At 56.5% G+C, this 20,943-nt stretch carries 26 protein-coding genes; 10 read left to right on the forward strand and 16 right to left on the reverse strand.

Features of this window, described 5'->3' with window-relative positions:
* The first annotated feature begins 345 nt into the window (after positions 1-345).
* Positions 346-831 (forward strand): DUF4405 domain-containing protein, encoded by a 486-nt coding sequence (locus BSK21_RS12035; protein ID WP_067550784.1) that lies wholly within the window; start codon positions 346-348, stop codon positions 829-831.
* Here BSK21_RS12035 and BSK21_RS12040 read toward each other — a convergent pair.
* Positions 828-1,088, reverse strand: a complete 261-nt coding sequence (locus BSK21_RS12040) for a DUF6455 family protein (RefSeq protein WP_067550785.1) — start codon at positions 1,086-1,088, stop codon at positions 828-830. The two genes, BSK21_RS12035 and BSK21_RS12040, sit on opposite strands and share 4 nt — an antisense overlap.
* Positions 1,089-1,253: 165 nt before the next feature.
* On the opposite strand from BSK21_RS12040, the gene ppk2 reads away from it, so the two are divergent.
* Positions 1,254-2,153 (forward strand): polyphosphate kinase 2, encoded by a 900-nt coding sequence (gene ppk2 / locus BSK21_RS12045; RefSeq protein ID WP_067550786.1) that lies wholly within the window; start codon positions 1,254-1,256, stop codon positions 2,151-2,153.
* Here the strand turns inward: ppk2 and BSK21_RS12050 are convergent.
* Positions 2,131-2,505, reverse strand: a complete 375-nt coding sequence (locus BSK21_RS12050) for a diacylglycerol kinase (RefSeq protein WP_318254761.1) — start codon at positions 2,503-2,505, stop codon at positions 2,131-2,133. The genes ppk2 and BSK21_RS12050 overlap by 23 nt on opposite strands.
* Positions 2,506-2,586: 81 nt before the next feature.
* Complete coding sequence (locus BSK21_RS12055; RefSeq protein ID WP_067550787.1) at positions 2,587-3,288, reverse strand: M48 family metallopeptidase; 702 nt, start codon at positions 3,286-3,288, stop codon at positions 2,587-2,589.
* A 126-nt stretch (positions 3,289-3,414) separates the two neighbouring features.
* On the opposite strand from BSK21_RS12055, the gene BSK21_RS12060 reads away from it, so the two are divergent.
* Positions 3,415-3,651 carry a hypothetical protein gene (locus BSK21_RS12060; protein ID WP_067550788.1) on the forward strand — a complete coding sequence of 79 codons (237 nt, stop codon included), beginning with the start codon at positions 3,415-3,417 and terminating at the stop codon, positions 3,649-3,651.
* Here the strand turns inward: BSK21_RS12060 and BSK21_RS12065 are convergent.
* Positions 3,648-3,896: a DUF167 domain-containing protein gene (locus BSK21_RS12065; RefSeq protein ID WP_067550789.1), complete on the reverse strand. Its 249-nt coding sequence runs from the start codon at positions 3,894-3,896 to the stop codon at positions 3,648-3,650. The two genes, BSK21_RS12060 and BSK21_RS12065, sit on opposite strands and share 4 nt — an antisense overlap.
* Before the next feature lie 91 nt (positions 3,897-3,987).
* Between BSK21_RS12065 and BSK21_RS12070 the strand changes: the two genes are divergently transcribed.
* Positions 3,988-4,581, forward strand: coding sequence for a nitroreductase (locus tag BSK21_RS12070; RefSeq protein ID WP_067550790.1), 594 nt, complete (start codon positions 3,988-3,990; stop codon positions 4,579-4,581).
* Complete coding sequence (locus BSK21_RS12075; RefSeq protein WP_067550791.1) at positions 4,578-5,267, forward strand: EI24 domain-containing protein; 690 nt, start codon at positions 4,578-4,580, stop codon at positions 5,265-5,267. The genes BSK21_RS12070 and BSK21_RS12075 overlap by 4 nt, the downstream gene beginning before the upstream one ends.
* Here BSK21_RS12075 and BSK21_RS12080 read toward each other — a convergent pair whose 3' ends face one another.
* Together BSK21_RS12080 and mce are read right to left on the reverse strand one after the other, a co-directional pair.
* Entirely contained in the window at positions 5,268-5,561 is a 294-nt protein-coding gene (locus BSK21_RS12080) for a DUF1467 family protein (protein WP_067550792.1), read from the reverse strand.
* An 84-nt stretch (positions 5,562-5,645) separates the two neighbouring features.
* Positions 5,646-6,050, reverse strand: coding sequence for a methylmalonyl-CoA epimerase (mce, locus tag BSK21_RS12085; protein WP_067550793.1), 405 nt, complete (start codon positions 6,048-6,050; stop codon positions 5,646-5,648).
* Between the two features lie 142 nt (positions 6,051-6,192).
* On the opposite strand from mce, the gene BSK21_RS12090 reads away from it, so the two are divergent.
* Both BSK21_RS12090 and BSK21_RS15935 read left to right on the forward strand, forming a co-directional pair.
* Positions 6,193-6,918, forward strand: a complete 726-nt coding sequence (locus BSK21_RS12090; RefSeq protein ID WP_067550894.1) for a response regulator — start codon at positions 6,193-6,195, stop codon at positions 6,916-6,918.
* A 159-nt stretch (positions 6,919-7,077) separates the two neighbouring features.
* Positions 7,078-7,254 carry a hypothetical protein gene (locus tag BSK21_RS15935; protein WP_156529597.1) on the forward strand — a complete coding sequence of 59 codons (177 nt, stop codon included), beginning with the start codon at positions 7,078-7,080 and terminating at the stop codon, positions 7,252-7,254.
* Positions 7,255-7,324: 70 nt separating this feature from the next.
* On the opposite strand, the gene aspS is transcribed toward BSK21_RS15935, so the two are convergent.
* The 3 genes from aspS to BSK21_RS12105 all read right to left on the reverse strand — a co-directional run bounded on the left by aspS (position 7,325) and on the right by BSK21_RS12105 (position 10,867).
* The gene (aspS, locus tag BSK21_RS12095; RefSeq protein WP_067550794.1) at positions 7,325-9,103 is read right to left on the reverse strand and encodes an aspartate--tRNA ligase; all 1,779 of its coding nucleotides are present in this window, start codon (positions 9,101-9,103) and stop codon (positions 7,325-7,327) included.
* Between the two features lie 61 nt (positions 9,104-9,164).
* Positions 9,165-9,806 (reverse strand): aminotransferase class IV family protein, encoded by a 642-nt coding sequence (locus BSK21_RS12100; protein WP_067550795.1) that lies wholly within the window; start codon positions 9,804-9,806, stop codon positions 9,165-9,167.
* A complete protein-coding gene (locus tag BSK21_RS12105; protein WP_067550796.1) occupies positions 9,761-10,867 on the reverse strand; it encodes an aminodeoxychorismate synthase component I in 1,107 nt (368 codons plus the stop codon). The genes BSK21_RS12100 and BSK21_RS12105 overlap by 46 nt, the downstream gene beginning before the upstream one ends.
* A gap of 182 nt (positions 10,868-11,049) precedes the next feature.
* Here BSK21_RS12105 and carB point away from each other — a divergent pair, with 182 nt between their 5' ends.
* Positions 11,050-14,382 carry a carbamoyl-phosphate synthase large subunit gene (carB, locus tag BSK21_RS12110; protein WP_067550797.1) on the forward strand — a complete coding sequence of 1,111 codons (3,333 nt, stop codon included), beginning with the start codon at positions 11,050-11,052 and terminating at the stop codon, positions 14,380-14,382.
* 128 nt (positions 14,383-14,510) lie between these two features.
* Entirely contained in the window at positions 14,511-15,623 is a 1,113-nt protein-coding gene (locus tag BSK21_RS12115; protein ID WP_067550798.1) for a beta-ketoacyl-ACP synthase III, read from the forward strand.
* Here the strand turns inward: BSK21_RS12115 and BSK21_RS12120 are convergent, their stop codons facing one another.
* A complete protein-coding gene (locus tag BSK21_RS12120; protein WP_231924808.1) occupies positions 15,624-16,043 on the reverse strand; it encodes a hypothetical protein in 420 nt (139 codons plus the stop codon). It lies immediately after the preceding gene.
* A 316-nt stretch (positions 16,044-16,359) separates the two neighbouring features.
* Here BSK21_RS12120 and BSK21_RS12125 point away from each other — a divergent pair, with 316 nt between their 5' ends.
* Positions 16,360-16,944: a thymidine kinase gene (locus BSK21_RS12125; protein ID WP_067550800.1), complete on the forward strand. Its 585-nt coding sequence runs from the start codon at positions 16,360-16,362 to the stop codon at positions 16,942-16,944.
* Here BSK21_RS12125 and BSK21_RS12130 read toward each other — a convergent pair.
* From BSK21_RS12130 to BSK21_RS12150, 6 genes are all read right to left on the reverse strand, one after another.
* Positions 16,941-17,891 carry a D-glycerate dehydrogenase gene (locus BSK21_RS12130; protein ID WP_067550801.1) on the reverse strand — a complete coding sequence of 317 codons (951 nt, stop codon included), beginning with the start codon at positions 17,889-17,891 and terminating at the stop codon, positions 16,941-16,943. The genes BSK21_RS12125 and BSK21_RS12130 overlap by 4 nt on opposite strands.
* Positions 17,888-18,226 (reverse strand): tRNA-binding protein, encoded by a 339-nt coding sequence (locus BSK21_RS12135; RefSeq protein ID WP_067550802.1) that lies wholly within the window; start codon positions 18,224-18,226, stop codon positions 17,888-17,890. The genes BSK21_RS12130 and BSK21_RS12135 overlap by 4 nt, the downstream gene beginning before the upstream one ends.
* The gene (gene proC / locus BSK21_RS12140) at positions 18,219-19,034 is read right to left on the reverse strand and encodes a pyrroline-5-carboxylate reductase (RefSeq protein WP_067550803.1); all 816 of its coding nucleotides are present in this window, start codon (positions 19,032-19,034) and stop codon (positions 18,219-18,221) included. The genes BSK21_RS12135 and proC overlap by 8 nt, the downstream gene beginning before the upstream one ends.
* Before the next feature lie 90 nt (positions 19,035-19,124).
* Positions 19,125-19,628, reverse strand: a complete 504-nt coding sequence (locus BSK21_RS12145; RefSeq protein WP_067550804.1) for a YbjN domain-containing protein — start codon at positions 19,626-19,628, stop codon at positions 19,125-19,127.
* Between the two features lie 119 nt (positions 19,629-19,747).
* Complete coding sequence (locus BSK21_RS15940) at positions 19,748-20,035, reverse strand: hypothetical protein (RefSeq protein ID WP_156529598.1); 288 nt, start codon at positions 20,033-20,035, stop codon at positions 19,748-19,750.
* A gap of 181 nt (positions 20,036-20,216) precedes the next feature.
* Positions 20,217-20,930, reverse strand: coding sequence for a tRNA (guanosine(46)-N(7))-methyltransferase TrmB (locus tag BSK21_RS12150; RefSeq protein ID WP_067550896.1), 714 nt, complete (start codon positions 20,928-20,930; stop codon positions 20,217-20,219).
* Positions 20,931-20,943 lie beyond the last annotated feature (13 nt).

Here is a 20,943-nt window from a genome sequence, read left to right on the forward strand (position 1 = left end):
TGACCCAGCCCCGCGGCCTGTAGCGTCGAGCACACACACGGCATTTTGCCAAAAGCTCGTCCGCCTGCACTTCGTCCACATATCCATCTGCTAATGCGGCAAGAATGTCTGCCGCGCAGGGCGGAACCTGTGTCATCGTAAAGGCTGTCTTAAAGTCCGAGTGTCTTAGCGCCGTCATCTCACATCCCGCAGCCTAGCGTGTGTTTCATTTGGTTAGGATAACGGTTCCAAAGGGAGGCATTTTACATACCACTGACAAAAAATACTGACCGAGTGAAAAATTTCGACGGACTTTGGATTAGTCAGCGTTTCACGATCAGCATTTGATCACTCTGGATTATCGAGATGAAACACCTTCGCACCTATGCAACCCCCATCACCATCGGGACCTTCCTCATTATGGGGGCGACCGGTATTTTAATGTTCTTCCACACCAATACGACGCTGAACAAAGTCGTCCATGAGTATGTCGGTCTGGTGATGGTGGCGGCAGTCATTCTGCACGTCGTCCTGAACTGGCGCGCCTTTCAGACCTATTTCAAACGGCCCGTTGCACTGACGCTGATGACAGCCTCTGCGGTGATATTGGCCGCGTCGTTTGTGTCGCTCGGCGATGATGCAGGTGATGTTCGACCTGACATCCTCGCCCTGCAAATGGTCAGCTCTGCCCCGCTGACCGACCTCGCACCTCTGATGAGGACTGATGCAGAGAGCCTCATTGCGAAACTGGCAGATCAGGGCGTAACCGCAACAGCGGATCAGACCCTGATGGACCTCTCTGATGGTGACATGCGCGGCGCAATCACTCTGCTCTCTGCCGTCAAAAGTTAAGCGGGTACGCTCGTCAATTCGGCAAAGGACGCTTTGTTCTGACAATACTGCGGGGGTTCGTCTCCCGCAGAGGCGTTTTTCAGCCAATGCTTGCAATGTTCGGGAGATGGGCACGCGCGGCAACGGGTGATGTGATCCGCATAGTCCGTCGTTGAGATGCGACCATCGCGCATGGCTTCCGCCAGATCGACCTCACAATGCTTTGCCATAGCGAGGGTCAGCCAAAAATGTTCCCGAATATCGCCCAACCGCTGCATCGGTTCATCCTTTGTATGTCTTAATCCAATCAAGCAGCGTTGTGCGCCAAGTCACTAAGGCCCGCATTGCGCCAGATCAAAACGGCGCACCGTTGACGCATATCAAGGCAACCTTCCCGCATCAGGTCTAGAGTCCCCAATCAAACACGAACAAAGGATGACGCTATGACAGAGACCACCGCCGCGATTGCCACCGATGCTCAGGACCCCTCTGTCGAGGTCAAACCGTCAGCCCCTCATCGTCGCCAGACGCGCATGGCCCGCATCCCCTATGAGGCTGAGAAAGCAAAGCTTCAGGCGGAAATGCTCAAAGTGCAGCACTGGGCGCAGGAAACAGGCCAGAAATTCGTCATCCTATTCGAGGGCCGTGATGCTGCGGGCAAAGGCGGCACGATCAAACGGTTTATGGAGCATCTGAACCCGCGTCATGCGCGGGTTGTAGCACTGAATAAACCGACGGAAACTGAACGCGGCCAGTGGTTCTTCCAGCGCTATATCGAACATCTGCCAACGGCGGGCGAAATGGTGTTCTATGACCGCAGTTGGTATAACCGCGCAGGCGTCGAACGGGTCATGGGGTTCTGTGAACCCAACGAATACCTAGAGTTTATGCGCATGACCCCCGACCTCGAACAGATGCTCGTGCGGTCTGGTATTCGGCTCTATAAATACTGGTTCTCAGTGACCAGAGACGAACAACTTCGCCGCTTTAAGGCCCGCGAAACCGATCCACTGAAGCAGTGGAAGCTGTCCCCGATTGACAAGGCGTCGCTCGACAAATGGGATGACTATACTGAGGCAAAAGAGGCGATGTTCTTTTACACGAACACCGCTGATGCGCCGTGGACCGTGATTAAATCGAACGACAAAAAACGGGCGCGGATCAATTGCATGCGCCATTTCCTGTCGACCATCGATTATCCGGGCAAAGACCCGTCAATCGCCGTATTGCCCGATCCCGAAATCGTAGGCTCTGCGGATAAAGTCATCCATACCGACGAACATATTCTGGGCAAGGCGCTCCACCCCGAAACGCGCAAGGTCAGCCGGTCGTCACGAGCCTAAACAAGATTACGAGCCAAGCCATCCCGACGCCTACGGCAGAAACTGCGACAGCGGCGCTGCCAGCGTCCTTGGCTTGGCCTGCGCGGTCACGGCGCTGGGTTGAGATGTCGTCGACAACGCGTTCAATCGCCGTGTTGATGCACTCCATCGCCAAAACGAACACACCGCCCAATATGATCAATGCGGTTTCACCCGCCGTCAGTGGCAAAATCACAGCCAATGGAATCGAGATCGCATTGGCCCAAATCCACTGCATCAGCGATTGTTCTGTCTTCCAAACGTGAACCCAGCCTTGCCATGACCATATAGCCCGTTGGCGAATGCGCATAATACCTTGCATGATTTTTCCCACTGACCGCTCCTCCCTGCCGTTGGTGCAGAGAAGTCTAATTGGGCGCTCATAGCAGCGCGAGTTAAAAGCTATGTGTCAGTTTCAGATTGCACCCACGGCACGGCGCACCGCCGCTACACGGTCCGCATTCGCAGGGTGAGAGCCGAGGAACTGATCCCCTGGGTCAGGAATACGGGCAAAGAACGCGGCGCCGCGCAGCGCATCATACCCTGCGGCCGTCACGATACGAGCAGCCATCATATCAGCCTCCAACTCGTAATCCTTGGAATAGGCGCGGGACGCCACAGCGGCGCCGATCTCACGTGCGGCCTGCACATTCGACGGAAGCCCGGTCCCTGCAACACCCGCCAACTCGCCAAAAATCATCGCACCTACCGCAGCATTGCGTTGTGTCCGTTCCAGGTGTCCCGCAATATGGTGCGAAGCTTCATGCGCCAGAACAAAGGCAAACTCGTCCTCGTTCTGGATGTCATCCAGCAGAGCCAACGTAAACGCGATCACAGGACGCCCCGACCGATCCACGGTCTGAAACGCGTTGGCCTGCGCACCGGGGGTGTCATCGATCACAATACGAAAGTCACAGTTCCTGCGCGCATCTGTTCGAACGCAGATCTCTTCGACAAAGGGTTCCACGTCCTGCACCACGGCCACGAACATATTCGCTGCTTGGCGATCAGGCGTAACTGTAACTGCCTTGGGCGCGACGGTGGCCACGGTGATTGGTGGCATCGAACAGCCCGCCAACCCGAAAACACCGAACATGAGAATGAGGAACGCCCGCATCGGCCTCTCGCTTTGTTTTCTGGCAGCATATCATTCCGCCTGTCGCTCGTAAGCCCCCGTTCCATCATCCTCACGGGATTGGCATCGCCTCTTTTCAAGTCGCGATTGAAGGTCTAGGCTGATCTCATGTTTACGATTGAACACGATTTCGACGCCACCGTCGTAACCCTTGTCGACGAGGACGCAGCCTTCTTGCAAGAAGATGTGACCGTTTCCGCGTTTGAGGATTGCATCACGGTCCAGCAATTGGACCCGCGCACCGATCAGGTCGTTAAAATTACCCTGTCGCTGAGCCAGCTCCGCGATCTTGAGGCGGCATTGGACCTACCCGAAGGCGTCTATCGTCTGCGCAAGGACGGCTAGACGATCCGAAACACCTTATCCCGCGATGTTGCCCCACGGATCAGATCAAGCCGCGTTTTGGGCACGCCCAGCGCCTTGGACAGCAGCTTGACCACCGCTTTATTCGCTTTCCCGTCCTCTGGCACAGTGGTCACGTAAACACGGATCGCGTCGTCTTCGACGAGGATACGATCACGGCTCGCCTTTGGGGTCACCCGAACAGCGATTTCAGCGCCCTCTAAGGCAAGATGGGAAAGATCAGTCATGGCGACGGGTTTAATCTGCGGCTGCGTATAATTCTACCGATTGAATTCGATCCCGTTAATGCCGATATCCCTAACGAAGCAGGAGATTTTGATGACCGACACGACTATTCCGCCCCTCACTCGCAATGACGCCGCCCTCGATTTCCTTTTGACCCGCCGGTCGCGTCCCGCAAAAACAATCAAAGGGCCGGGACCAGATCGTGCCGCATTGGAAACCATCCTGACCGCCGCAGCCCGCACACCCGACCACGGCGCATTGGTACCATGGCGGTTCATCGTGTTGGGCAAAGAGGCACTGGAAACCTACGCAGGCGCATTGCAAGCGGCTGGCGAACGGCTAGGTATCGAACAAGGCAACATCGACAAACCCGCAACCGTCTACGCACAATCCCCCTGTGCCGTTGTGGTCGTCTACAGCCCCAAAGACGCGGCAAAGGTGCCTGCGATTGAACAGCAGTATTCGGCGGGCGCAGTTTGCCTTAGCCTCGTGAATGCAGCGCTCGCCACGGGTTGGGCTGCATCGTGGGTGTCGGGTTGGCATAGCCACGATCCGCAGTTCGCCGCCGAACAGTTGGGCATCACTGCGGATGAAAAGGTCGCTGGCATCATCCATATCGGCACCGAAGGTATGGTGCCGCCCGAACGTCCGCGTCCGGACCTTAGCCAGATTGTGACGTGGAAATGATCCTCGGTGATTTCTTTAAGGCCGTCGCCCAACTGGGTGATAGCCGCTTTCAGCGGGTCGTAATGCTCGGCATCGGGCTGACCATTGCGCTCCTCGTCGCGATCTACGCGGGCTTTCTGATGTTGATCGACTGGGCAGACCCCTCTGCCCTCACCCTCCCTGGGGTGGGTCAAGTCACGTGGCTGGGCGATCTCCTGTCGTGGGGGTCGCTGATCCTGATGATCGTGGCCTCCATGTTCCTCATGGTGCCAGTCGCCTCTGCGATGACGTCGTTCTTTTTGGATGATGTGGCCCAAGCGGTTGAGGACCGTCATTTTCCTCACCTACCCCCAGTCCCCCACGTGGGATTTTTGGAAGGCCTGCGCGACACGATCAACTTTCTCGGCGTGCTGTTGGTCGGCAACATTTTGGCATTTGTGCTCGCTGCACTCCTGCCGATTTTCGCTCTGCCGATCTTCTACATGCTGAACGGCTACCTACTGGGCCGAGAGTATTTCACCCTCGCCGCCCAGCGCCGTGAAGGTCGCGAAGGCGCCAAGGCCCTGCGTCGGCACTATTCAGGTCAGATATGGATAGCAGGCTGCCTAATGGCCGTGCCGCTGTCGTTTCCGCTGGTGAATTTATTCATTCCGGTGCTCGGCGCTGCGACATTCACACACCTGTATCACCGCCTCGCGTCTCGCTGATTATTCAGCGGGACGGCTCACTTCGGGCGTGCTCATACGGTGGAACCAATCTAGGTCGCGCACCGAAATCAGGCCCGACAGGATCACACCCGCGATCACACCCCAGAGCGGAACAGCCACCATCGTGGTGATCCACGCTTTACGCTTAAAGCTAAAGTTAGCAGGGGACGACGCATGGGTTCCTTTGACCACCTCGCCCGCCTCACCCTGCGTTTCGAGCCGCAGCGGCAGGACGATAAAGAACACCATGAACCAGATCACGGCAAAGAGGACAAATGCGGACGTCGGAGCCATCGGACTCTCCTGTTAAAGTAAGGGGCGAAGGGCCGCCCCTTTTGTTTGATGCTTACATACTCTGCTTCAGGTCAGGGGCAAGCCTTAGACCTGCTCAAGCTCAACCAAGCAGCCGTTGAAATCTTTGGGATGCAGGAACAGAACGGGTTTCCCATGCGCCCCGATTTTCGGCTCGCCAGTGCCTAGAACCCGTGCGCCCTGCTCTTTGAGTTTGTCCCGCGCTGCGAGGATGTCGTCGACCTCGTAGCAGATGTGGTGGATGCCGCCCGCTGGGTTCTTTTCCAAAAAGCCCGCGATCGGAGAGTTCTGGCCCAACGGATACAGGAGTTCGATCTTTGTGTTCGGCAATTCGATGAACACAACAGTCACGCCGTGATCGGGTTCGTCCTGCGGCGGGTTCACTTTGGCACCCAAAGTATCACGGTATTGCGCCGATGCGGCCTCTAGGTCCGGCACTGCAATGGCAACATGGTTCAAACGTCCGATCATGCGATCTCTCCCTCATAGCGTTGTTCACCTTATCGCGGGTTCCGCACCCCAAGGCAAAGCTGTCGTTTCGTCGCGGATTAATCTTTCATCAACCATGCTGGTGTTTTCTGACCTCATCCAACCCCGACCAAAGGGCCTAATGATGGACAGCCAAACCGATTTTATGATGACCCTTCCTCCAACCGCCAGCCGCCCTTTGGCTGGACTAACGTTGCTTTTGGTCGAAGATAGTCGTTTCGCGTCCGAGGCGATGCGCCTCATGACCCAAAGGTCGGGCGCACGATTGCGGCGGGCGGATACACTGGCGAGCGCCCGTATGCACCTACGCGTCTATCGTCCTGCCGTGGTGATCATCGACCTTGGCCTACCTGATGGCTACGGTGAGGGATTGATCACCGACCTGTCCCGCGCCCACCCCCGCGTTGATGTGATTCTAGGAACGAGCGGTGATCCAGACGGCGAAATGCGCTCGGTTGTAGCGGGAGCTGATGGGTTTCTGCCCAAACCGATGGGGTCTTTAGCCGCGTTTCAGTCCCTTATCCTCAAACACCTTCCGACGGATCGGCAACTACACGGATTGCGGGTTGTGACGAATGACAATGTCGTTCCTGATCTCGTGGCCTATGAAGATGACCTCGCCCAAGCGGCAGAGGTGCTGGCACACTGCCATGATGGTCGGTCGCTGGACTATGTTACGCAGTTTCTATCAGGCATCGCCCGCAGCGCCGATGACAGACCCCTCACCCATGCGGTCGCCGCGCTCGATCAATGCCGCCACGATGGGCAACCGATTCTCCCGTCGTTGTCGCGAGTAATGGCGCTGGTGCAAGCTCGCCTTTCGGCACCGTCGGGACAGAGGCTACAGTAACCAAAACCACTTCGGATTGTTGCGACCGCCCGATCAATGCCACAATCAGGTGCCCAGATTCCTCAAAAAAGGCACAAACCGTCCGCCAAGCAGCCCTAGTCAGATGTCAAACCTAATCTCAACGCGGCCCACGCCGTAAAGAGACTTAGGAGTGAGATCATGGTAAAGATTATCGACCACATTTGGTCAGAGGACAAAGGCAGCGACCTCGTAGATTGGGTCGTATTGACTGCTGGCCTCATTATGCTGGCTGTTGCCGTGGTTGCCGTGATCGATACATCGACTGGAAAATTCGCCGCGGATAGCCTCCCTCTCTACACTGCAACTGGGGTTTAAGTCCTAATCCTCCATGTAAAAAGGCCGGTCAGGTTTCCCTGCCGGCCTCTTTGTTTATCTGTCGCTTGCTTTACTTTTCCTGCGGAACAACGCGCAAGTTCAGTTCGCGAAGCTGTTCGTTGGTCGGATCGCTCGGCGCGTTCATCATCAGGTCTTCTGCGCGCTGGTTCATCGGGAACATGATGACTTCGCGGATGTTTGCTTCTTCAGCCAAGAGCATCACGATACGATCGATACCTGCCGCGCAACCACCGTGCGGCGGAGCGCCGTATTGGAACGCGTTAACCATGCCGCCGAACCGCTTTTCGACTTCTTCTTTGCCGTAACCCGCAATCTCAAACGCCTTAAACATGATCTCGGGCTTGTGGTTACGGATCGCGCCCGACACCAGCTCGTAGCCGTTACAAGCAAGGTCATACTGGAAGCCACGAACGGCCAGCGGATCGCCCAACAGCGCGTCCATACCACCCTGCGGCATCGAGAACGGGTTGTGTTCAAAGTCGATCTTGCCAGTTTCGTCGTCTTTTTCGTAGATCGGGAAGTCCACGATCCAAGCGAAGGCGAAACGGTCCTTGTCGGTTAGGCCCAGCTCTTCACCGATGACGTTACGGGCTTTGCCAGCAACCGATTCAAAGGCTTTCGGCTTACCACCGAGGAAGAACGCAGCATCGCCGATACCGAGACCTAGCTGCTGACGGATCGCCTCAGTGCGCTCTGGTCCGATATTTTTCGCGAGCGGTCCTGCAGCTTCCATTTCACCATCGGTTTCGCGCCAGAAGATATAGCCCATACCGGGCAGACCCTCTTTCTGAGCGAAAGCGTTCATGCGGTCACAGAACTTACGGCTGCCACCTGTCGGCGCGGGAATTGCGCGCACTTCGGTGCCGTCTTGCTCCAGCAGTTTCGCAAAGATCGCAAAGCCAGACCCGCGGAAGTGTTCCGAGCAGTCCTGCATTTTGATCGGGTTGCGAAGGTCAGGTTTGTCCGAACCATACCACAGCGCCGCGTCTTTATAGGAAATCTGGGTCCAGTCGCGGTCAACCTTTTTACCGCCGCCGAACTCTTCAAAGATACCAGCGATCACAGGCTCAACGGTGTCGAACACGTCTTGCTGGGTGACGAACGACATTTCCATGTCGAGCTGGTAGAAGTCGGTCGGCGAACGATCGGCGCGCGGATCTTCGTCACGGAAGCACGGCGCGATCTGGAAATATTTGTCGTAACCCGACACCATGATCAGCTGTTTGAACTGCTGCGGTGCCTGCGGAAGCGCGTAGAATTTACCCGGGTGCAGACGCGACGGCACGAGGAAGTCGCGTGCGCCTTCAGGCGAGGACGCCGTAATAATCGGTGTCTGGAATTCGCGGAAACCTTTGTCCCACATGCGACGACGCATGGAGGCGACAACATCCGACCGCAGCTTCATGTTGGTCTGCATCGCTTCACGACGCAGATCGAGGTAGCGATATTTCAGACGGGTTTCTTCGGGGTATTCCTGATCGCCAAACACCATCAGCGGAAGTTCAGCGGCCGCGCCCAGCACTTCGATGTCACGAACAAAGACTTCGATTTCGCCGGTTGGCAGTTTTGGGTTTACCAGCTCTGGATCGCGGGCCTTCACCTCGCCATCGATGCGGATACACCATTCCGAACGCACCTTTTCGACAGCAGAGAACGCAGCCGAGTCGGGGTCGCAGAGAACCTGCGTCACGCCGTAGGTGTCGCGCAGGTCGATAAAGAGGATACCGCCGTGGTCGCGCACACGGTGGACCCAGCCCGACAGGCGGACGGTCTCACCAACGTTGTCTTTCGTCAGTGCGGCGCAGGTATGAGTGCGATAGGCGTGCATAATGTCATGTCCCTTGGGTTTGCGGGGTTCCGCGCCGATACACAGGGTTCACCGCCCGATGTCAAGCAAAGGGCGCGAGTTGGACGCGTATAAGGCCTCTTAAAGCGTTCCCCATGTGGATTTCGCGGGCTTTTGACAGATCAGAGAGGGTCAGAACCTGTTCCTCGCACCCGTTCTGGATGAGCGACTGCCGCAACACCCCAGGCAAAAGACCCGAGGTCAGAGGCGGCGTTACTCGTCGTCCGTCCTCTAGCACAACGAATATATTGGTGATCGTGCCCTCACAGACCTCATCGCGTTCGTTCAGAAACAGCCATTCATCTACGCCGTTCGGCAGATCGGCGCGCGCATCATTATAAAGTGCACGGTTGGTGGTCTTCACCTGCAACCAAGGATCGTCGGAATTTAATCGGATACTATGGACTGCAACGGTCCAATGCGGGGGATTGGGCGGCAGATGACCCGTTTCGACCACAGTGTTGCCAGCCTCGTTCAGCGTCAGACGAATGCGTTCGTGCCCTTCGGCCGCATCGGCCAGCGCAGAACGAACCTGAGATTCATCAAAGGGATAGCCCAGCGCCTCAGCACCCCGTTTCAACCGCGCAAGGTGGAGGTCAAGGTAGCGGATACCATCAGCCCCGCGCCCCATCGTTTCGATCAGGAGGAGGTCTTTGGGTCGATCTGTGCGAAGCGCGCTTTCCATAAGGCTTCCTCGTATTCCGATGCTGGGGTCGAATCCCAAACGATCCCGCCCCCAACGTTCAATGTCGCCTGATCTCCGTCTACCATAAGCGTGCGGATCGCGACGTTGAATTCCGCTTGTCCATCTGGTGAGAACCAGCCGATCGACCCGCAATAGACCTCTCGAGGAGCGGTCTCCAGCTCTTCGATAATCTCCATCGCCCGCAATTTTGGTGCACCTGTGATGGACCCACACGGGAACAGTGCTTGCAAAATATCGGGCAAGGACACGTCATCCATCAAACGCGCCTCAACACGGCTGATCATTTGGTGGACAGTCGCGTAGGTTTCGACGTGGAACAGTTTCGGCACCTTCACCGTCCCCGCCACAGAGATTCGCGAAATGTCGTTGCGGAGCAAATCCACGATCATCAGGTTTTCGGCGCGGTTCTTTTCATCCATCGACAGGAACGCCTTATTCGCGGCGTCCTCTTCGTCGGTCTTACCGCGCGGCATGGTGCCTTTCATCGGCGCGGTCTCGATCATCCCGTCCTTGATACGGAAAAATAGTTCGGGCGAGCGCGAAAGAATCGCCGGGCCGTCCTGAAGCACCAGCGCCGAATGACCGACCGCCTGACGCGCAGCGAGTGCGCCATAGATGCCTTCGGGTGTTCCATCGACCGTTGTGGTGATCGGAAATGTCAGGTTGGCCTGATAAATATCGCCCGCCGCGATGTAGTCGCGCAGTTTCGCAATCGCATCGGCATGTTTTGGCGCATCCCAAAGTGGGGCCAATGTTCCGATTGTTCCATCGGCCGCTGGCATCACTGCAGGCTTTGGTCCGTCATAAACCCCAAACCGCAACAATGGCAGTTTACGGTTCTTTGGAAACAACGGCAAAAGCCGCGGCTCCAACGCATAGCCAAGCTCATATGAACAATAGCCAACCAGCCAACCCTCTGCGGACTTCAGCGCCGCGAACGCAGCGGGAATATCTTCGGGCTCCCATGCTTCAATGATTTGATGCGGCACATCAAATTCGGCCGCTGACCCATCTGGTCCACGGTCAAATAAAATACGCATTTTTCGCACCTAATCTTTGCATGCTGGACGGATAAACCAGCCATTCAGCCAGCGACAGTACAAAAGCGACATGGTTTTCGCTAATCATACCCCTTGAACCTTGGGCGACTCTGTCTATAACGCCCAACAATTTGGGCGCGCTATGCGCTCTGCTGTCTGCTGCCATAACATATGAGGGTCCCATGCCGAAGAGAACCGACATCAAGTCGATCATGATCATCGGAGCGGGGCCAATTGTGATTGGCCAAGCTTGCGAGTTTGACTACTCGGGCGCTCAAGCGTGTAAAGCACTTCGCGAAGAAGGCTACCGCGTCATCCTCGTGAACTCGAACCCAGCAACGATCATGACCGACCCCGGTCTGGCCGATGCCACTTACATCGAACCGATCACCCCTGAGGTCGTCGCTAAGATCATCGAAAAAGAGCGTCCCGATGCGCTTCTCCCGACGATGGGTGGTCAAACAGGCCTGAACACCTCGCTCGCTCTGGCGGACATGGGTGTGCTTGAGAAATTCAACGTCGAAATGATCGGCGCAAAGCGTGAAGCCATCGAAATGGCTGAAGACCGCAAACTGTTCCGTGAAGCGATGGACCGTATCGGCCTCGAAAACCCGCGTGCGACGATTGTGACTGCCCCGAAAAACGAAAAGGGCAAACATGACATCGACGCTGGCGTGAAAATCGCGATGGAAGCACTGGAAGACATCGGTCTGCCCGCGATCATCCGCCCCGCGTTCACCTTGGGGGGCACCGGCGGTGGCGTTGCCTATAACCGTGAAGAATACGAATACTACTGCCGCTCGGGCATGGATGCGTCGCCTGTAGGCCAGATCCTCGTCGATGAATCGCTCTTGGGCTGGAAAGAATACGAAATGGAAGTGGTCCGCGACAAAGCGGATAACGCCATCATCGTTTGTTCGATTGAAAACGTGGACCCGATGGGTGTGCACACAGGTGACTCGATCACTGTGGCCCCTGCCCTGACCCTGACAGACAAAGAATACCAGATCATGCGCTCTGCCTCGATCGCGGTTCTACGCGAGATCGGCGTTGAGACAGGTGGTTCGAACGTTCAGTGGGCGGTGAACCCAAAAGATGGCCGTATGGTCGTCATCGAGATGAACCCGCGTGTATCGCGTTCGTCAGCTCTGGCCTCCAAGGCAACAGGTTTCCCGATTGCTAAAATCGCGGCTAAGCTGGCTGTTGGTTACACGCTAGACGAATTGGACAACGACATCACCAAGGTTACGCCGGCATCGTTCGAGCCGACGATCGACTATGTCGTCACCAAAATCCCGCGCTTTGCATTCGAGAAGTTCCCGGGCTCTGAACCCTACCTCACCACCGCGATGAAATCCGTGGGCGAGGCAATGGCGATTGGCCGGACCTTCCACGAATCGGTCCAGAAAGCGCTCGCTTCGATGGAAACGGGCCTGACTGGTTTTGACGAAGTGAAAATTCCGGGCGCACCGGACAAGGCTGCCGTTTCTGCCGCTCTCGGCAAGGCTACCCCTGACCGTCTGCGCACCATCGCGCAGGCGATGCGCCACGGCTTTACCAACGATGAAATCATCGCAATCACCTCGTTCGATCCGTGGTTCCTCGACCGTATCCGCGAAATCATCGAAGTCGAACAGGATGTGGCCAAGAACGGCCTGCCTGTGACAGAAGATGGCCTGCGTAAACTCAAGATGATGGGCTTCACCGACGCACGTCTTGCCAAATTGACAGGCCGCGACGAAGCACAAGTGCGCCGCGCACGTCAGAACCTCGGCGTAACGGCTGTGTTCAAACGCATCGACACCTGCGCAGCAGAGTTCGAAGCGCAGACCCCCTACATGTATTCCACCTACGAAGCCGCAGCGATGGGCGACGTGGAATGCGAAAGCCGTCCGACCGACCGTAAGAAAGTCGTCATCCTCGGCGGTGGCCCGAACCGTATCGGTCAGGGCATCGAGTTTGACTATTGCTGCTGTCACGCATGTTTCTCGCTGACCGATCAGGGTTACGAGACCATCATGATCAACTGCAACCCTGAGACCGTGTCGACTGACTACGACACCTCTGACCGTCTGTATTTCGAACCTCTGACGTTCGAACACGTGATGGAAATCCTGCGCGTGGAACAGGACAACGGTACCCTGCACGGCGTCATCGTTCAGTTCGGCGGCCAAACTCCGCTGAAGCTCGCGAACGCTTTGGAAGAAGCAGGTATCCCAATCCTCGGCACTTCGCCGGACGCAATCGACCTTGCAGAAGACCGTGAACGGTTCCAAGACCTTGTAAACCGTCTGGGCCTGAAACAGCCGGTCAACGGCATCGCATCGACGGACGAACAGGCATTTGCTATCGCCGCCGATATCGGCTTCCCGTTGGTAATCCGCCCATCCTACGTTCTAGGTGGCCGCGCGATGGAAATCGTGCGCGATCAGGCGCAGCTCGAACGCTACATCGCCGAAGCTGTGGTTGTTTCGGGTGACAGCCCTGTTCTCTTGGACAGCTACCTCTCTGGCGCAACCGAAGTTGATGTCGACGCGCTCTGCGACGGTAAAAACGTCCATGTTGCGGGCATCATGGAACACATCGAAGAAGCAGGCGTTCACTCTGGTGACTCCGCATGCTGTCTGCCTCCGCACACTCTGTCGGCAGAGATCGTTGCTGAAATCCGCAAACAGACCCAAGCTCTCGCCCTCGCGCTGGAAGTTAAAGGTCTGATGAACGTTCAGTTCGCTGTCAAAGACGGCGAAGTTTACCTGATCGAAGTTAACCCGCGCGCATCACGCACCGTGCCTTTCGTTGCAAAAGCAACCGACAGCGCGATTGCATCGATCGCTGCCCGCCTGATGGCTGGCGAACCGCTGTCGAACTTCCCAGTGCGCGAACCTTATGACGAAACCATCAGCGCTGATCAGATGCAGCCGCAGGGCGACCCGTTCACCCTCGCTGATCCGAAAACGCCTTGGTTCTCGGTCAAAGAAGCTGTGCTGCCCTTCGCTCGCTTCCCGGGCGTTGACACCATCCTCGGGCCGGAAATGCGCTCCACGGGTGAGGTCATGGGTTGGGACCGTTCGTTCGCACGTGCGTTCCTCAAGGCTCAGATGGGTGCGGGCACCCACCTGCCGACCGAAGGCACCGTGTTCATCTCGGTTCGTGACAACGACAAAACTGCAGGCATGGTCGAAGCGGCAAAAACCGTCTCTGACCTAGGCTTCAAAATTCTCGCAACCCGCGGAACGGCTTCGTTCCTAAGCGAAAACGGTATCGATTGCGAAATCGTTAACAAAGTCTATGAGGGCGGCCGCACAATCGTAGACCTGCTAAAAGACGGTAAAGTGGACCTGTTGTTCAACACCACCGAAGGCGCTCAGGCTGTGAACGACAGCCGCGATATCCGGTCGGTCGCTCTATATGACAAGCTACCTTACTTCACCACGGCAGCAGGCAGCCAAGCTGCGGCTCAGGCGATGAAAGCCCGCGTTGAGGACGACATCAGCGTCCGCAGCCTCCAAGGCTAACCGCGCAGACATCGATAACAGGCCGGACCATTGCGTCCGGCCTTTTTCGTTTGGTCAAACGACCTTTGGTCAATCTGGACAACTAAGGGATTAACGCCCACTCTACCCCAACGATGTTGGAGGAACCCATGCATTCTGTCGTCCTGACCGCCACCGGCGTATTCACCCCGTCCGAAGTCATCACGAATGACGAGTTGGTCGAAGCCTTCAACGCCTACGCGGACCTCCAGAATGCCCAGAACGCGGATGCGATTGAAGCGGGAACTATCGCAGCGATCCCACATTCGAGCAGCGATTTCATTCTAGCGGCTTCTGGCATCGAACAGCGTTATGTCATGTCACGCGACGGCATCCTCGACCCGACGCGCATGTATCCTCGATTTCCCGAACGGTCCGACGACGAACCGTCGCTCATGGCCGAGATTGGCGTGAAGGCCGCGCAGATCGCTCTCGACCGCGCGGGACTGAGCGGGGCTGACGTCGACCTGATCCTTTGCGCGGCGTCGAATATGGAACGCGCCTACCCCGCGATGGCGGTGGAAATCCAACAGCTCATCGGCGCGGGCGGTATGGCTTTTGACATGAACGTCGCCTGTTCCTCTGCCACCTTTGGCATCCAAACCGCCGCCGACATGATCCGCGCGGGTTCTGTGAAACGTGCGCTGGTGATCTCGCCTGAAATAACCTCTGGCCACCTCGAATGGCGTGACCGTGATTGCCATTTCATCTTTGGCGACGTTGCGACCGCAGTTCTGTTAGAACGCGACGAAGGTCAGGACGGGTTCAGCGTTCTCTCAACCCGCTGCGCCACCCAATTTTCAAACAATATCCGCAATAACAACGGCTTCTTGCGACCAACCCGTAACGCGATGGAAGACCGCCGCGACATGCGGTTTATGCAGAACGGACGCAAAGTGTTCAAAGAAGTGCTGCCATTGGTCAGCGCCCACATCGCCAATCACATGGCCGACGAAGGGGTTGAAGCGGTAGACCTCAAACGTCTCTGGCTCCACCAAGCAAACAAGACGATGAACGACTATATCGGCAAGAAAGTTTTGGGCCGCGAACCCGAAGCAGGCGAACAGCCCAACATCCTTCAGGACTACGCAAATACGTCGTCCGCAGGATCGATCATCGCTTTTGACAAATACTCCGCCGATTTAACCAGCGGGGACACGGGCCTGATCTGTTCGTTTGGCGCAGGGTATTCTGTTGGCTCAGTAATCGTGCGGCGGAAATAATCAGACCACGCGCCGTTCTAGATGCACTTTCAGGCCCAATAAGGTCTTCTGTAGCGCCATCGCCTCGCGCAGCATACGGCGGGTGTCGTTCTCGGACATGTCCGCCTCATACGAGCGACCGAATTCAGCCATCAAAGTTGCGTATTGCTCGCTCAACCCGATCATGATCGCGCAAAGCCCTTCGGGCTGCGTCGCTGCATCACCCAGTTTGATCGTACGGATTTCAGCCAGTGCAGATGTCACATGGGGATAAGACGCGACAGCTTCTAACGCGGCCACAGTATCGACGGGCATATAGCGTTCCGCATGCTCAGGGGCCTCAGAGTAATACCGACCCAAAGTCGCCTTGGACTTGCCCGAGACACGACAGGCCACCTCTAGCCCAACATCCTTGACCAGGGCCTCGGTGTGTTTTTTCAAATAACCATTCACTACGGCTGAACCTCTAACACGGTGTACATTTTATTTCGGGGAACCAGCCCGATTGTTTCCCATTACACGTTATAAGTTAATTTACCATATGTCGGCGTGCATAGCGTGCATTTACCGCACCACGTGCCCCGAGTTCAGTTTCCAGAATGCGCTGCGGAACCGCCGCGCTAGGCCAGAGAATGCGACCCCATCCTGCGCGCTGTTGGCGGCTTGCCGATCTTCACCGCACCGCGTTCTCTGGCCGCTCAAATCACCTGAGACAGACCTCTTGCATCTCGGCGGTTCTGCCGCTTATTCCTCTGCCATGGCAAAGCTCTATTTCAATTATTCGACCATGAACGCTGGCAAGTCGACGATCCTCTTGCAAGCGAGTCACAACTACATCGAACGCGGAATGCAGACCTATCTGCTGACGGCGCGGTTTGATGATCGTGCAGGCGCTGGCCGCATTGCGAGCCGCATTGGAATCGGTGCTGATGCAGATACCTACACGCCCGAAAGCGATCTCTTTGCCCAGATCGAAACCCGACTGAACGATGGCCCTTGTGCCTGTGTTTTCGTGGACGAAGCGCAGTTCCTGACCGAAACCCAAGTTTGGCAACTCGCCCGCGTGGTGGATGATCTGAACGTGCCGATTATGTGCTACGGGCTGCGAGTCGATTTTCAGGGTAAGCTGTTCCCTGGCTCGGCCGCTCTGCTCGCACTTGCGGATGAAATGCGTGAAGTGCGGACGATCTGCCACTGCGGGAAAAAGGCGACCATGGTCGTTCGCAAAGACGAAAACGGCGTCGTTGTGACCGACGGTGCGCAGGTTTCGATCGGCGGCAATGATCGCTACGTATCCCTTTGCCGCCGACATTGGCGCGAAGCCGTGGGTGATCGCGGTTAATTCACCCGCTGTGGCGGCTCGCGACCCTCGCTCCACGCGATGATGTTATCGAGCGCCATCTGCCCCATCGCCTGACGCGTTTCGACAGTTGCAGAGCCAAGGTGCGGCAGCAGGACACAGTTTTCCAACGCAACGAGACGCGCAGGCACATGCGGTTCGTGTTCATACACATCCAGACCAGCCCCAGCGATTTTGCCTGCCTCCAGCACATCGATCAGCGCGCTTTCATCGACAACTTCGCCACGTGCGATGTTCACGAAAATTCCGTGTGGCTGCATGGCGCCCAGCACGTCTGCGTTGATCAGATACCGCGTCTCCGCACCACCTGGAACGGTCACAACAAGGAAATCAACAGACGCCGCAAGCTCGGTCAGGCTGGTGATCTGCGTCGCAGGGAAATCGACCGCCTTCGGGCTGCGGTTATAGAACATCACTTCCATCCCGAACCCGTAGTGGCACCGACGCGCAACAGCTTGACCGATGCGGCCCATGCCGACGATGCCAACGCGTTTACCTGTCACGTGAGTGCCCAGCTTAACCTTCGGGCCAAAGCCCTCCCACTGGCCCGCACGCAGCATCCGTTCGCCTTCGCCCGCACGACGTGCAGTGGCGAGGACAAGCGTCAGGCCGATATCAGCCGTCGCATCCGTAAGAACGTCAGGCGTGTTGGTGACGATCACGCCTGCCTGTGCTGCTGCGGCTGCGTCGATGTGGTTATACCCGACACCGAAGTTCCCGAGGATCTTGCAACGCAGTTCCCCCGTAAAAGCATCAGCGGAAAACGCATCGCCCAATGTCGGCAGGATCGCGTCATAGGTCGCCAATGCCTCTGCCGCATCTGCGACCGTCAGCGGGTTGCCGTCCGTGCGAACGGTCAAATCGAACAGACCCGCCGCCTGCTCCAAAACAGGTTCCGCGATTTGACGCGTGATGAGTAGTTTCTTCAATGTAATCTCCCCCCGACTGGCACCACGTCATCGGGGCCAACCAAAACAATGTCGCCATTTTCATCCGGCAGCCCGAGCACCAGAACCTCAGACATGAACTTCCCAATTTGCCGAGGCGGGAAATTCACCACTCCCATAACCTGTTTTCCAACAAGCTCTTCGGGCGTGTAATGCTTGGTCACTTGTGCCGAACTGCGACGTTCACCGATGTCTCCTCCGAAATCGATCCACATCTTGATCGCGGGTTTGCGAGCCTCAGGATAGGGTTCCGCACGAATGACACGACCCACACGGATATCCACCTTAAGGAAATCGTCAAAGTCGATGTCAGCCATTGGACAGTTCCTGATCCCGTTTCACCGCAGCCTCGACCGCACGAACGAGAAGTGGCGGGAAACCATCTGTGTCGTTCATCAGAACTTGCAAGGCCTCGTAGGTCACTCCGTTCGGAGAGGTCACGTTTTGGCGCAGCGTTGCAGGGTCTTCTGCAGCTTCTTCAGCCAATGCGCCCGCGCCGGCAACAGTCGCTTTGGCGAGCTTCATCGCAAGATCAGGCGCAAGTCCCGCACCGACACCCGCCGCAGCCATCGCCTCGATCAGATGGAAAACATAGGCAGGACCGCAGCCGGAAATCGCTGTGACCGCGCTCATCTGGTGTTCACCCTCAAGGCGCACAACCTGGCCAATCGCCGACAACAGGGCGTCAGCAAGGTCGAGCATTGGGCCCGATGCATGAGCATTGCCGACGATCGCCGTGATCCCACGACCGATCGCAGCAGGGGTATTCGGCATCGCGCGAATGATGGGCGTCTGGGCACCCATCATTGCCTCATAGGTGGCAATCGTGATCCCAGCAGCAACAGACAGGAACACGGTTGTGCCATTGCCCAACGCCTGCAAGGTCGGCAGCGCATCACCCATCATCTGCGGTTTTACCGCAACCAAAACGACCGCTGGATCAGCAGGCAGCGCTTGGTTCACATGCACCCCTTGCGCCTTGAGCCAATCGCTCGGGAATGGATCGTTCACCCAGACAGAGGTTGCGGGCAGACCCGACTTCAACCAGCCTGCCAGCATAGCCGAACCCATTTTACCGCAGCCCAGCAAAACCAGACCGCGATGTGCAACATCATCCATATTCATGAAAATTCCCCGTGTCGTTTGCACTATTGATAGCAGGCAAACGAACGGGTTCAAGGCGCGGCGGTTGTTCCCCGCCCCGCCAATAAAGTGTTACGCGGTGCCGTAAGCCTCGGTGAGGGCGATCTGCATCGCCTCTGCAACGTCGCGTTCGGCCCAAGTGACCAGTTGGAACGCAGGGTAGAACCGCTCACAGCTCATGACCGCAGCACCGATGATTGTGTCGATCTGATCAGGCGTCGCGATTTGATCCGTGCCCAGCACCAGACCGTAACGGAACACCATGACCTTTTGCCCAGTCCACCACGTGAAATTACCCGACCAGCACATCTCATTCGCTGCATTGAGCGCCTCATACAAGGCGGGCTCGCGGTGCGCGGGTGGCTCCATATCGAAAGTGCAGATCAGACGGAGGGTCTGGTCATAGAGGGACCACGCGAGAGTGATGGAATAGGTGCGCCATTGGCCTTCGACCTGCATCGCGATTTGGTCGTCCGCGATACGGTCGAATTCCCATTCATGAAATTCAGCGATGTTTTCAACGACATCAATCGGATGAATGTCACCGCTGTCTTCGAAATGCTCGGTCAGTGCCATTGCTCGGCCTCGTTCGCTATTGCGCTTGGGCATAGGCAGCGTCCCTAGCGCTTGGTGCCTGCTCAAGGACCTGTGGAATTATCCACAACCCCATACGATATATGGTGGGCCGAGAGGCGCTATTCTGTAAAGCACTTTCTTGGGGATAACGTAGCCATCGCAGAAATTTCATGTGGATGACTTGAAAAACGGCAGAATTCAAAAACGAAAAAGGCGGCATTTACGCCGCCTCGTTCCTTATCTTGGTTTCTTGAAAAAACAGCTATTGCGTCAAAATCACGCCAGCCGCGCAAAGCGCGATCACCGAAGCCACCCAAAATCCCTTGCGGTTCCGCAAAGGTGTGCGTGCATTGCACCAACCACAAAACTCCGATCCGAACCGCAGTTTGTGATCGCACTTCGGACATTTAAACAACCGAACTGCATCCATGATTAAAATCTCATAAGTTTGGAATCTTACGAGAAACATGTATCAAGATGAGACTGAATTTGCAGGGGAAATATAGGAACGCACCCCAAAATGATCAAATGTGCTTAAATACACACAGAAAATACAACTTATGCATTAATAATGCAATCACAACTCAATCAAGGACGGAGAAACGTCAGGTAATGCGGCGTCCGACCTTCGCGCAGCGCTTTTTGTTCGTAGCGGGTTGAATACCAATCGGACCAAGGTTGGCTCCAATCCTTTGGACCTTCGGCCTGCCAAACGAAACCTGCCTTTGGCACTTCGATCAGAGTTTGGCGAACGTAGTCAGGAATATCCGTCGCCACTCGGAATTCTGCACCAGGCTTTAGAACGCGAAAAAGCGGTTCCAAATGCTCAGCTGTCACGAACCGACGACGATGGTGACGTTTTTTCGGCCACGGGTCGGGGTAGTTAAGGAACGCTTTGGAAATTGAATGATCGGGCAGCACGTCGAACAAATCCCGTGCATCGCCCGGATGAACAGCAACGTTCTGGGTTTGCAATTTGCGGATTTTGCCCAAGAGCATCGCCACGCCGTTCATGAACGGCTCACAGCCGATGATCTCAATCTCTGGGTAGGTTTCGCCCATGTGAACGAGGTGTTCACCCCCACCGAACCCGATCTCGAGCCAGACAGGTTTACCCTTGAACCGCGCGTCCATATCAATGGGGTCACGATTAGGGTTAATGTCCCAGCTTACCGCACCCGGCGACAAGGCCTCCAGATCTTCGTCCAGATAGTCCTTCTGAGCCTGATTCAGGGTTTTCCCATGAATACGGCCATAGAAATTGCGCCAAGGGGCTTCGGGGTGTTTGTTCGATGCGGTCATGGGCGGCGCCATA

This window comes from Marivivens sp. JLT3646, from assembly GCF_001908835.1.
Classification (GTDB): Bacteria; Pseudomonadota; Alphaproteobacteria; order Rhodobacterales; family Rhodobacteraceae; genus Marivivens; species Marivivens geojensis.

Excerpts from the sequence above, each read along its gene's own strand:
- BSK21_RS12135 (WP_067550802.1), bottom strand. The coding sequence starts at position 18,226 with ATGGCTGACATCGACTTTGACGATTTCCTTAAGGTGGATATCCGTGTG.
- proC (WP_067550803.1), bottom strand. The coding sequence starts at position 19,034 with ATGAATATGGATGATGTTGCACATCGCGGTCTGGTTTTGCTGGGCTGC.
- BSK21_RS12065 (WP_067550789.1), bottom strand. The coding sequence starts at position 3,896 with ATGACTGATCTTTCCCATCTTGCCTTAGAGGGCGCTGAAATCGCTGTT.
- BSK21_RS12075 (WP_067550791.1), top strand. The coding sequence starts at position 4,578 with ATGATCCTCGGTGATTTCTTTAAGGCCGTCGCCCAACTGGGTGATAGC.
- BSK21_RS12035 (WP_067550784.1), top strand. The coding sequence starts at position 346 with ATGAAACACCTTCGCACCTATGCAACCCCCATCACCATCGGGACCTTC.
- BSK21_RS12040 (WP_067550785.1), bottom strand. The coding sequence starts at position 1,088 with ATGCAGCGGTTGGGCGATATTCGGGAACATTTTTGGCTGACCCTCGCT.
- BSK21_RS15940 (WP_156529598.1), bottom strand. The coding sequence starts at position 20,035 with ATGTCCGAAGTGCGATCACAAACTGCGGTTCGGATCGGAGTTTTGTGG.
- BSK21_RS12150 (WP_067550896.1), bottom strand. The coding sequence starts at position 20,930 with ATGACCGCATCGAACAAACACCCCGAAGCCCCTTGGCGCAATTTCTAT.
- aspS (WP_067550794.1), bottom strand. The coding sequence starts at position 9,103 with ATGCACGCCTATCGCACTCATACCTGCGCCGCACTGACGAAAGACAAC.
- carB (WP_067550797.1), top strand. The coding sequence starts at position 11,050 with ATGCCGAAGAGAACCGACATCAAGTCGATCATGATCATCGGAGCGGGG.
- BSK21_RS12100 (WP_067550795.1), bottom strand. The coding sequence starts at position 9,806 with ATGGAAAGCGCGCTTCGCACAGATCGACCCAAAGACCTCCTCCTGATC.
- BSK21_RS12090 (WP_067550894.1), top strand. The coding sequence starts at position 6,193 with ATGGACAGCCAAACCGATTTTATGATGACCCTTCCTCCAACCGCCAGC.
- BSK21_RS15935 (WP_156529597.1), top strand. The coding sequence starts at position 7,078 with ATGGTAAAGATTATCGACCACATTTGGTCAGAGGACAAAGGCAGCGAC.
- BSK21_RS12125 (WP_067550800.1), top strand. The coding sequence starts at position 16,360 with ATGGCAAAGCTCTATTTCAATTATTCGACCATGAACGCTGGCAAGTCG.
- BSK21_RS12115 (WP_067550798.1), top strand. The coding sequence starts at position 14,511 with ATGCATTCTGTCGTCCTGACCGCCACCGGCGTATTCACCCCGTCCGAA.
- BSK21_RS12145 (WP_067550804.1), bottom strand. The coding sequence starts at position 19,628 with ATGGCACTGACCGAGCATTTCGAAGACAGCGGTGACATTCATCCGATT.
- mce (WP_067550793.1), bottom strand. The coding sequence starts at position 6,050 with ATGATCGGACGTTTGAACCATGTTGCCATTGCAGTGCCGGACCTAGAG.
- ppk2 (WP_067550786.1), top strand. The coding sequence starts at position 1,254 with ATGACAGAGACCACCGCCGCGATTGCCACCGATGCTCAGGACCCCTCT.
- BSK21_RS12055 (WP_067550787.1), bottom strand. The coding sequence starts at position 3,288 with ATGCGGGCGTTCCTCATTCTCATGTTCGGTGTTTTCGGGTTGGCGGGC.
- BSK21_RS12070 (WP_067550790.1), top strand. The coding sequence starts at position 3,988 with ATGACCGACACGACTATTCCGCCCCTCACTCGCAATGACGCCGCCCTC.
- BSK21_RS12060 (WP_067550788.1), top strand. The coding sequence starts at position 3,415 with ATGTTTACGATTGAACACGATTTCGACGCCACCGTCGTAACCCTTGTC.
- BSK21_RS12080 (WP_067550792.1), bottom strand. The coding sequence starts at position 5,561 with ATGGCTCCGACGTCCGCATTTGTCCTCTTTGCCGTGATCTGGTTCATG.
- BSK21_RS12105 (WP_067550796.1), bottom strand. The coding sequence starts at position 10,867 with ATGCGTATTTTATTTGACCGTGGACCAGATGGGTCAGCGGCCGAATTT.